Here is a 10,638-nt window from a genome sequence, read left to right as displayed (position 1 = left end):
GGCTTGTGGGGTTGGTGCCCCCTGTTCCCCGATCCTGCGTTGCGCCGCTTGCGGGTAGAACCACTACCCGCTGCACGACGCGCCTTGTCTCGGAACGTTTGTCTCGAACAACTGGGGGGCACCAACGCGGACGTGCGATTCAATCAGTGTCTCCTAAGGCATTTTTCACCACAGAGAGCGCGGAGGGCACAGAGAACTGCAAAAGCCGGGTTACAGGAAGTAGGGAAGGACGCTGGAAGGAATAACAACGGCCGGATCGATTCTTCCGGCATCACTCATCTCGGAGGCAAGCCTTCCGGGGCAAGGCGACTCGCCGAAACCCTGCGAGCCCCAGGCCCTCCAGCCCATCATCCCTTCCAACCTTCAAACCTTCCTGTAAACCGCCCTTGCCCTTCTTCGTGCCTTCGTGCGCTTCGTGGTGCCAAACGCCCTTGACCTCGTGAGAGGCGGGATCCGAATCAGCCCAGTAGCGCATCCAGCGGGTTGTCGGTCGGCAGCGGGCGCATGCGGCCCTCGCGCAGCTCCTGCGCGACGCCCTGCAGGGAATGGCGGCGGCTGGCGCCCTGGTCGAGCGACAGGAAGAGATAGCCGCGCGTGGCCTCGCCGCGCCACACGAGGCCCATGCGGTGCAGCTGCCCGCTGGCCTTGTCGACCAGTTCGAACCACTCGCCGGTGCGCATCCGGCTGGCATCGAAGACCCAGGGGTCGTCGAGATCGGTCAGCAGATCCGGGTCGTCGTCCTCCAGGCGCGTGGCGCGACGCGCCTGGATGCGTGCCTGCGGGTCGAAGCGCGGCTCATCGGCCGCGGCACGGATACGCTGCAGGTGCGCCTGCCCGAGGTGCTGGACCACCGCCTTGATGCGCGCCTCGTCGGCACCGTGCTCGCGGGCGGTGGCGACGATCTTCTGCACCAGCGGATTGACCTCCTGCGGGGTGACCCCGTTGCAGATCGCCCGCACCACCTCCTGGACCTCGGCGTCCAGGACCTGCACGGCCGCCTCGTCCACGGCCAGCAGGTCTTCCCAGGCCTCGGCGATCTGCTCGGCGGCGCGTTCCGGCAGCTCGGCACCGGTCTCCAGCACGCATACGGTCAGGGTGCGTCGGGCCCGGGCGGCGCGTTCCTTCTCGCACATCGGCTCGGCGAGCGCGCGCGCCCGCGTCTGCCAGTGTGCGTCCTGCTCCGCCAGGGCCGTGTCCCATGCCTCGCGCAGGGCCTGTGCGCCGGCGCGATCAAGGACATCGACCTCCTTCTCCAGGCGTTCGACGCTCTGGCGCATCGCGTCGAGATAGCCTTTGACCAGCGCGGCATCCTCCGCGCCGTTGTCGGGGCTGATGCGCACGCCGCTGTTGATCAGGCTGCCCACCCATTCGCGCAGCGGGTGGGCGGGGTCGTGGAAGAATTCGAGATCGCGGCTGACCACGCGCGCGAGCAGCGGTTGCAGCTTCAGCATGACCGCGCGGAACTCGGGATGGCACTCAAGCTGGCGCGACACCTCGGAGAACACGCCGGCCAGCACACCCGTGATGACGTCCTCCAGGGAGGCCTCGACCGCCGAGCCACCGGCACTCGCCGCCGGGCCCATGCCCGCCCCGCCGGCGGCCGGCAGCCAGCCGGAGGACGCCGCCCATTGCTGCCAGGCCTCCGGGGCCGCATCCGCCGCGGGCATCGGCGCGCGGGCCGCCACGCCCACGCCACCGCCGGCTCCCGCCGGGGCCGCCTCGTCTGCCTCGGTCGCGGGCTGCGGCGCGCCATCGGGGGCCGGTTCGGCGCTGGCGGCGCCCCAGCTCGCGCGGGCCGCCGGCCGGTCCAGATCGCCATCCGGCTCCTCGGAAACCGGCTCGCGGACCAGGCCGCAGGACTCGACGGTCTCGACCACGAAGGCGAGGGTCGTCGCGGCGGTGCTGCCCAGGCAGCGCACATACCCGCGCATCAGATCGAGGGTCATGTCGGTACGGCCGAACTGCGCCTCGGCGGTCTCGATCAGGCGCTCGTACCAGTTCAGCGGCGACCAGGGCGCCCAGCCGGGGTGCTCGAAGCGATCCTCCTCGCGCGCCGCCTGCAGGAAGACGAACCAGGAATAGCGATTGTGCTCGCGGACCAGCCCTTCCAGCTTGTGCCGCAGGGAGCGGCGGGTGGACTGGTAATCGTCCAGGATCTGCAACCCGGAGTTGTCGCCCGCGTAGCTGGAACCGGAGAATTCGTACTTCGGGGGATAGGTCGTGGCCAGGAAGTCCCGTTCCAGGGCCTCCTCGAACTGGCGGCGCAGCACGAACTGATAGCCCTGAAGCTGGTTGGCCCACTCGCTGCTTTCGGAATCCTTGCCGCCGGCGGTCCAGTCCCGGGCGATCGCCTCCAGGCAGCGGTCGAGGTGGTCCGCCACTCGTGGAACGATGCCACGCGCCAGTTGCTGGCGCTGCGCATCCGACAATCCAGCCAGTCCCGACCAAAGCTTCGCTGGATCGGCCCCCGGGCCTTCCCGGCCTTTCTGCTCCGTGCCTGCCATTGCTTGGGTGCCCTCGTCTAGCCGCGCGATTGCCCCCGTAAGTTCAACGTGAGGCACCCAATAGTGTACAGGCGCGGCAAAAGCAGAGCATCCGGGGCAGCTTCCGGCTCGATCCTACGGAAACACTGATCAAGGTACACGCTCGCGATCGAGTCGCTTTTGCGCGCGATTAAATCAGCTTCTCCCTAGCCCGATTCAGTCGTCCAGTGGCTGCGCGCCCACCTGGACCATGTCGCCTTCGATGCGCACGGGGAACCGGGTCAGCGGCTCTTCCGCCGGCGGCTCCATGACCTCGCCGGTGCGCAGACAGAACTGGGCATCGTGCATCGGACAGGTAATGCAGTCGTCGGGGTCGATCTCGCCGTCGGCGATGGGCACATCCTCGTGGGTACAGAGGTTCTCCACCGCGAAGTACTCGCCCCCGAGGTTGAAGATCGCGACCTCGGTATCCGCCGTCTCCACCAGACGATGATCTCCATCCTCGATCGTCCCGACCGGGGCCACGTCAATCCACTGTGTCATTGCGTCTCCATTGAACAATCCGGCTTCCCGGAGCCAGGTATACAGATTCGTTCAGCGGGCGGATGCGCTCAGGGCTGCAGTCGCGGCCGGATCGATCTCGATGCGCCGGCCCTCTTCCGGGTGGTAGGAAAAGCGCCCGACTACGCGCAGGTTCTCGCCCAGGTGGTCGCGGACCGCCGAACCGGGGGTGACCGCCACCCGGTTGATGGCGTCGTCCTCGAGCCAGTAATGCTCGGGATCGTCGAAGCGGTTCACCACTCCCTCGGTTTCCACCAGCTCGCCGTCGAACGCCGGAGCCGACGCCGCCAGTTGCTCCAGCGTTACCGGCGCCACGCGCTCGCCACCGCAGGCTACCAACAAGGCTGACGCTACCAACCCCAGAATCAGGGCCTTCATCCCCTTCCACACGATCGTTTCTCCCGGTTCCGCTCACGGCGCATGCCGCATCCTTCTCCATACAGCCTAACGAAAGGGGCATTCGTCGTGCCGATTCACCCGCGAATCACAGGCTCAAGCGAGACGGTTCGCTGCCGTTACCCGGGAATGACGACCCGCACACGCACCCGACAGGGACGCTCCCTCGCATGAATTCGGCACATCAGAACCGCTCCCGCTCGCCCTCGCGAATGACCCGGCCTCGCGCGAGCGCCGGCCCGAAGGCCACGGGGGCACTGGACCCGGGCGAACGGCGACACCTCGCTCCACGGGAAGACTGGGTGGAACTGGCGGAGGAGACCCTCAGGCTGATCCGGCAACTGCGGGTTTAGGCCCTGCGGCGCGCCGGGCGTTAGCGGGCGTGCTGGGCGAGCCAGCGGTCCAGGGCGTTGCCGAAGGCCTGGCGGTCGCGCGGGCCCAGGGCCGCGGGACCGCCGGTATCCACGCCGCTCCCGCGCAGGGTGTCCATGAAATCGCGCATGCTGAGGCGCTCGCGGATGTTGTCGCGGGTATAGAGCTCGCCGCGTGGATTGAGCGCCTGGCCGCCCTTCTCGATCACCTCCGCGGCCAGCGGGATGTCGGCGGTGATCACCAGGTCGCCCGCCGCGAGGCGCCGGACAATCTCGTTGTCGGCCACGTCGAACCCGGCACCCACCTGGATGGAGTCGATCAGCTTGGACGGCGGCGTACGCATCGGCTGGTTGGCCACCAGGGTCATCGGTGTCCCGGTCCGCTTCGCCGCGCGAAACAGGATTTCCTTGATCACAGCGGGACAGGCGTCCGCATCCACCCAGATCTTCATGGGCCTCCTTCCGGGGCGTTCAATGACGGTTGCGGCACAGGGTATCGGTTCGCGGCGCCCGGCACATTTTTCGCCGCCCGAGTTGGCACCCGCACAAGCCCGTGTTATCAGGGACCCGAACAGGAGAGACCTGCTCCTGCCTTCAAACAGGGCGTGCGTTCCGGTCGGGCCACGCATCCAACCCGCAAGGAGCATCCCATGGGCATCGAAGTTACCGGCATTCTGGGCCTCGTCTGGCTGCTGATCGTCATCTGGGCGATCGTGCGCACCGCGCAAAGCCCCGCCGGCCCGGTCGTCAAGTTGCTGTGGATCCTGATCCTGCTGTTCCTGCCGCTTCTGGGGCTGATCGCCTGGCTGCTGCTGGGCCCCCGATAGGCGCCCGTCGCGCCCTTCACAGGCGGCGCAGAAACGCCGCCAGGTCTACGTCCCGGCCCTCCAGTTCGCGTAGCCGCGCAAGCAGCGCTTCCTGGGATCCGAACCGCTCGTGATCAAAGCCCGGGGCACGGGATGTCCGCTGCCGCCCCGGGATACCCGGGTCCGGGTCCGGGTCCGCAGCACGCCAGCCGAAGTCCGGTGGCGGGTCGGACGTCCGCGTATCGGCAGCCGGAACGGCATCCCGCTCCGCAGGGGCCGCCGGCCTCGGCGGATCGGCGGGGCCCAGCGCCTCACCCAGCGCGACATCCTCCGCAACCTCGGGGCTGGCCGCCTCTTCCGACGGCGCATCGACCGAAGGCGCACCCCCCTTGATGGCCGGTCGCCCCGTGCGCGCCCGGTACTGCTCGTGCAGGGTGTTCAGGACCTCGGCCAGGGCTTCCGGGTCCGCCACCTCCAGCGCGTTCTCGAAGGCCCGGCGTAACGGGGCCAGGCTCTGGTCGGCATCCACCTCCGGCGGGGGCGTCTCGCCGGCCGGGGAATCCACAGCTTCCTGGACCGCCGTTGCCGGCGGGGCCGTGGCTTCGAATCCGTCATCCCCGGCGGAACCGGCAGCGGATCGGGGAGCAGGTGGAGACCCCTCGAGCCGCCCGCGCCAGAAGCGGCTGAAGGCCGCGTCGGGCCCCTGCGGCGGGTCGTCGTCCAGCGCGTTGGCCAGGCGCTGAAACGGGCGGAACGACGGATCGCCCTCGGCAAACAGCGCGACCGGGTGCTGCAGGGTGACCGCCGTACGCAGACTCTCGTCGCGCTGGACGAAACCCAGGAAATCGACCCGCGTATGCAGGTATTTTTCCACCGCGTTGCCGAAGCGCTGGAACACGCTGCGCGCCTCGGCAACGTCCGCGACCATGTTGACGACCACCCGTACATCCAGCGCCTGCCGGCGCAAGGCGAGTTTCAGCAGGGAGAAGGCGTCCGTCAGGGAGGTCGGCTCCGGGGTGAGCACCAGCAGGACCTGATGGCTGGCCGCGAGGAAGTCCAGCGTGGTGTCGCCGATGCCGGCGGCGGTGTCCAGCAACAGGTCGTCGAAATCCGATTCGATGCGCGCCAGCTCCGTGACCAGGCGCTGCTGGTGGGCCTCGGAGAGCTCGGCGTACTCGCGGATGCCACTGGCGCCCGGGATGATCCGCAGGCCATGGGGCCCTTCCAGGAGGATCTCCTCGATGCCGCATTCCCCGGCCAGCACCTCGGGCAGCCCCCATTGCGGACGCAGCCCCAGCAGGATGTTGACGTTGGCCAGCCCGGTGTCGCCGTCGAGGATGCACACCCGCCGCCCCCGGCGCGCCAGGGTAATCCCGAGGTTCACCGCGAGGCTGGACTTGCCCACGCCACCCTTGCCACTGGCCACGGCCAGGACCCGTGGCCGCGCCACCGCTGCGGATCGGGGATCCGCCGAGGCACTGCGATCGGACATTGCGGCTCCCTGCATGGCACTCATCGGCATGGATTGAGGAAACCCTGATCGGTAAAGGATGACGGCGAACTCACGGCCGGTCTACCCCGTCCGGTAGCGTGTCCGAATACCGCACAGTATAGTCGGTTATCAAGAGCGGCCCGGCGCGCAGGCGCCACACGGTGCCAACACCGGGTTCGCGGTTCGGGCAACTGAGACGGCGGGTCGGCTACAGCGTCTCCGGGGAACAGCATGGCGAGGGTCAACACGGCAACGGACGCATTACCCAGCCTGCCCCAGGCGCTGATCCCCGTTCTCGATGCCACCCAGGCAGATGAAGCCGATTTCCAGTCCCTCGCCCGCGCCATCCTGCAGGACGCCGGGATGTCCGGCCGCCTGCTGCAGGCCGCCAACTCCCCCTTCTACTACCGCGGCTCGCCCTGCCGCACCATCGACCGCGCCCTGTTCAGCCTGGGCCTGGACACGGTGCGCAGCCTGGCCCTCACCGCGGCGATCCAGCAGCTGTTCGGCGAGTTCGCACCCCGGCATCGCAGCTACCTGCGTGTGATCTGGCGCCGCGCCCTGACCACCGCCAGCCTCGCCCAGGTCCTCGCGACCCTGACCCGCTACCCCCGCCCGGAAGAGGCCTACCTGGCCGGGTTGCTGATCGACATCGGCCGCCTGATCCGGCTTGCCGGAGACGAGGGCCACTACTGGCCCCTGCTGCAGGCGGCGGAGGATGACCCGCACCTGGTGGCCCTGGAACGCGACAGCTTCGGGTGCCACTACGGCGAGCTGGGCGGTGATTGCCTGGAGACCTGGGGCCTCGGCCCTTTCGTGGCCGATGCCGTGCGCTACCACCTGGAGCCGGCCGAACGCGTGCGCGATGCCCACCACCTGGTGAAGCTGGTGAACCTGGCACATGCCATGGCGTGCCTTCCGGCCACCCTCGCGGCCAGCACCGAGGCCACCTGCAACGAAACGGCGCTGGCCGCCGCCGACACGCTGTTCGGCCTGAACGAGGGTCTGGCACGGGCCCTGCGCGAACGGGTGGCCGAAGATGTCCGGCGCATCGCCGGCTCGCTGGAGATCGATCTCGACGCCCCCGCGCCGGGTCCAGAGACGCAGGACGGGCCGGAATCGAACGACCGGGCAGCCGAACGCGCCCTTGGGGCACGGGTACGGGACCTCACCGAACTGGAACGGATCAACGCGGAGATGGCCCGCGCGACCCGCCTGCAGGACCGCTGCCTGGCCGCGCGGCGCACCCTGTTTCTGACCCTGGGCGTGAGCCAGAGCCTGCTGTTTCTGGTCGACGACGACCAGCAGTCGGTCTCCGCCTGGGTAGAGGATGACGAGACACCCGATTTCACCCTGCCGCTGCTGCCCGGGCGCAGCCTGGTCACCGACACCCTGCTGGACCGCGAAATCCTGCGTCACGAGGAGGAAAACGCCGCCGGCCTCCCGGTGATCGACCAGCAGCTGTTCCGCCTGTGCGAGGCGGAACGCCTGTGGAGCTTTCCGCTGCTGGCCGAGGGACAGCAGCCCGCCGGCGTGCTGATCCTCGGGCTGACGCACGGCCAGGCGGAGGGTCTGGAACCCCGCAGCGACTTCATCCGCTCCCTGACCCGCGAGATCGCACGCGCCCTGACGCAGCCCCACCCCGAGGCCCGAGACACGGACACGACCGAGCAGCGCATCCGCGAGACCGTGCACGAGGCTGGCAACCCGCTCAGCATCATCCAGAACTACCTGGGCGTGCTGCACCACAAGCTGGGTGCGGAGCACGAGGCCCGCCACGAGCTGGGCCTCATCAAGGACGAGATCGACCGGGTTGGGCGCATCCTGCTGCGCCTGCGCGATCCGGAGGCCGCCGCGACCGGAGAGACCGGACCGGGCTCGCTGAACGCACTGGTGCGCCAGGTCGCGGACATCGTCGACGGATCCCTGTGCCGGACCCGGGGCATCCAGCTCCATCTGGACCTCAGCCCCTCGGACCCGCCGCTGTCCGTGTCGGCGGATCACCTGCGCCAGATCCTGACCAACCTGCTGAAGAATGCCGCGGAGGCGCAGGAGAACGGTGGCGAGATCAGTATCGCCACCCGCGCCCCGACCACGGTCAATGGCCGCCGCGTAGTGCCCTTGTCGGTCACCGACAAGGGACCCGGCCTGCCACCGGCGGTCCAGGCCGCCGCGTTCGCGCCGGTGGCGTCCAGCAAGGGGCCGGGCCATGCCGGCCTCGGGCTCAGCATCGTCAAGCGCCTGACCGAGGAGATCGGTGCGGGCTTCACCTTCACCAGCACAAGCGCCGGGACGCGCTTCGAAATCACCCTGCCCCTGGTCACACCGGGGACAGCGGACGCATCAGGGATGACGCAATCATGACGCCCTGAGGCCTTGATGACCGACCGCGACACGCCGATCGACCCGCAGTCCGTCCGCATCCTGATCGCCGATGACGATCCCGGCCTGCTCGAAAGCCTGCGGGGCCTGCTGAGTCTGGAAGGCTATCCCGTACGCACCGCCCCGGGTGGCGGCGCCGCCATCGAGGCCCTGCGCGAAAAGCACTATGACCTGCTGCTGCTCGATCTCGCCATGCCGGAACTCGACGGTCTCGATGTCCTGCGCTTCATGCAGGCCGCCGGCCTGGAAACCCTGACCGTGGTGGTGAGCGGCAACAGCACCGTGGAGGACGTCGCCGGAGCCCTGCGCGAGGGCGCGCACGACTATCTGAAAAAACCCTACGAACCGGCCGAACTTCTGGCGACCGTACGCAACGCGCTGCAGCACAAGGCGCTGGAAGACGCCAACCGCGCCATGCGCGCGCGTCTGGAGAAATCCGAGCGCCTGCACCGCATGATCGTGAACAACTCGCCCGACATCGTGTTCGTGCTGGATGCGGAACACCGCTTCCGTTTCGTGAACTCGCGCGTCCACGAACTGCTGGGCTATGCCCGTCAGGACCTGCTCGAGTCCTCCATCCTGGACCTGGTCGAACCCGAGGACCGCGACAAGGCCGCGTATTTTTTCGAACAGGCCACCCGCCGCCAGGCCCATATCCGCTCCGTCGAACTCGCCCTGAAACCGGCGCGCCCGTCCCACACCCGGCACTTCTTCGAGGTCGCGGTGTGGCCCAACGGGGCCGGGGACGAAAACGCCGATGGCCGGCATGAGGCGCTGACCTACGGCACCGCCCGCGACATCACCGAGCGCAAGGAATCCGAGGCCTTCATCAACTTCCAGGCCTACCACGACCTGCTCACTCGCCTGCCCAACCGCGCCCTGTTTCGCGACCGCGTGGATGTGGCCATTTCCCACGCCCATCGCTCCGGCACGCAGCTGGCCGTGCTGTTTATCGACCTGAACCGCTTCAAGGTGATCAACGACTCGCTCGGGCACACGGTCGGCGACCGCCTGCTGCAGGGCGTGGCGCAGCGCCTGCAGGGCTGCATCCGCAAGGGGGACACGCTGTCGCGCTTCGGCGGCGACGAGTTCACCCTGCTGATCCCGGGCCTGGCCAGCAGCGAGGCCGCGATCCAGGTCGCCGAGAAGATCCTGGAGAGCCTGCAGGCCCCGTTCCAGATCGGCGACCACGAACTGTTCGTCGGCGCCAGCATCGGCATCGCGATCTACCCGGATGCCGGCGACAACCTCGAGGCCCTGATCAAGAACGCGGACATCGCGATGTACCGTGAAAAGAGCACCGGCAAGACCGGGGTGCGCGTGTACAGCCCGGACATGGGCGGCCATCCCCCGCGCCGGCTGCAGCTGGAACAGGACATGCGCCGCGCCCTGGAGCGCGACGAGTTCCATATCCTCTATCAGCCTCAGGTCGACACGGAAACCGGCCAGATGGTCGGCGTCGAGGCGCTGATTCGCTGGGACCACCCGCAACTGGGGCTGCTGGGCCCGGCCGAGTTCATCCCGGTCGCCGAGGACACCCGCCTGATCGTGGATCTCGACCGCCTGACCCTGCGCACCGCCATTCGCGAGGTGCAGCAGCACATGCAGGCGGGCTATCCGGAACTACATTTGGCCGTGAACCTCTCCCCCGTACTGGTGGAGCGCGACGATTTCGTCGAGGACTTCCTGGGCATCCTGGGCGAGGCCGGCTTCCCGCCCGATCTGCTGGAGGTGGAGATCACCGAGAACCTGCTGATGAGCGACACCCCGGACACGGTGCACAAACTGAACCGGCTGGGGGCCGCCGGCGTGCAGATCGCGGTGGACGACTTCGGCACCGGCTACTCGTCCCTCAGCTACCTTCAGAAGCTGCCGATCCATACCCTCAAGATCGATCGCAGCTTCACGCAGACCATCTGCCGCGAGGACGAGGCCTGCATCGTCAACGCGATCATCTCCATGGCGCGCGGCCTGAACATGAACATCGTGGCCGAGGGGGTGGAGACCGACGCCCACCGCGATTACCTGCGCAAGCTGGAGTGTCCGATGATGCAGGGCTTCCTGTTCGGTCAGCCCGCCCCGCTGCACCGCCTGCTGGAGAACGACGCGATCGCGCCCCGGCCCGTGGCCTGTCAGTAGGCCGCGAC

At 68.4% G+C, this 10,638-nt stretch carries 8 protein-coding genes; 3 read left to right on the top strand and 5 right to left on the bottom strand.

Features of this window, described 5'->3' with window-relative positions:
- Window positions 1–458: 458 nt before the first annotated feature.
- The 4 genes from F793_RS0109945 to F793_RS0109930 all read right to left on the bottom strand — a co-directional run bounded on the left by F793_RS0109945 (window position 459) and on the right by F793_RS0109930 (window position 4,263).
- A complete protein-coding gene (locus F793_RS0109945; RefSeq protein WP_020610541.1) occupies window positions 459–2,429 on the bottom strand; it encodes a DUF1631 family protein in 1,971 nt (656 codons plus the stop codon).
- A 270-nt stretch (window positions 2,430–2,699) separates the two neighbouring features.
- A complete protein-coding gene (locus F793_RS0109940; protein ID WP_018866804.1) occupies window positions 2,700–3,026 on the bottom strand; it encodes a non-heme iron oxygenase ferredoxin subunit in 327 nt (108 codons plus the stop codon).
- Between the two features lie 51 nt (window positions 3,027–3,077).
- The gene (locus F793_RS0109935) at window positions 3,078–3,422 is read right to left on the bottom strand and encodes a hypothetical protein (protein WP_018866805.1); all 345 of its coding nucleotides are present in this window, start codon (window positions 3,420–3,422) and stop codon (window positions 3,078–3,080) included.
- A 391-nt stretch (window positions 3,423–3,813) separates the two neighbouring features.
- The gene (locus F793_RS0109930; protein WP_018866806.1) at window positions 3,814–4,263 is read right to left on the bottom strand and encodes a YaiI/YqxD family protein; all 450 of its coding nucleotides are present in this window, start codon (window positions 4,261–4,263) and stop codon (window positions 3,814–3,816) included.
- Between the two features lie 198 nt (window positions 4,264–4,461).
- Between F793_RS0109930 and F793_RS13780 the strand changes: the two genes are divergently transcribed.
- A complete protein-coding gene (locus F793_RS13780) occupies window positions 4,462–4,638 on the top strand; it encodes a PLDc N-terminal domain-containing protein (RefSeq protein ID WP_018878923.1) in 177 nt (58 codons plus the stop codon).
- Window positions 4,639–4,654: 16 nt separating this feature from the next.
- Here the strand turns inward: F793_RS13780 and F793_RS0109920 are convergent, their stop codons facing one another.
- On the bottom strand, window positions 4,655–6,109 hold the full coding sequence (locus F793_RS0109920; protein ID WP_018882538.1) for a MinD/ParA family protein: 1,455 nt from the start codon (window positions 6,107–6,109) through the stop codon (window positions 4,655–4,657).
- A 231-nt stretch (window positions 6,110–6,340) separates the two neighbouring features.
- Here F793_RS0109920 and F793_RS0109915 point away from each other — a divergent pair, with 231 nt between their 5' ends.
- Together F793_RS0109915 and F793_RS0109910 are read left to right on the top strand one after the other, a co-directional pair.
- Window positions 6,341–8,473 (top strand): HDOD domain-containing protein, encoded by a 2,133-nt coding sequence (locus tag F793_RS0109915; RefSeq protein WP_018882537.1) that lies wholly within the window; start codon window positions 6,341–6,343, stop codon window positions 8,471–8,473.
- Window positions 8,474–8,488: 15 nt separating this feature from the next.
- Window positions 8,489–10,630: an EAL domain-containing protein gene (locus tag F793_RS0109910; protein WP_018878353.1), complete on the top strand. Its 2,142-nt coding sequence runs from the start codon at window positions 8,489–8,491 to the stop codon at window positions 10,628–10,630.
- Window positions 10,631–10,638 lie beyond the last annotated feature (8 nt).

The sequence above is a fragment of the Thioalkalivibrio sp. ALE22 genome, from assembly GCF_000381445.1.
GTDB lineage: Bacteria > Pseudomonadota > Gammaproteobacteria > Ectothiorhodospirales > Ectothiorhodospiraceae > Thioalkalivibrio.
The sequence above is the reverse complement of the archived record's forward strand: the minus strand, read 5'-3'. Positions and strand labels throughout refer to the sequence as shown.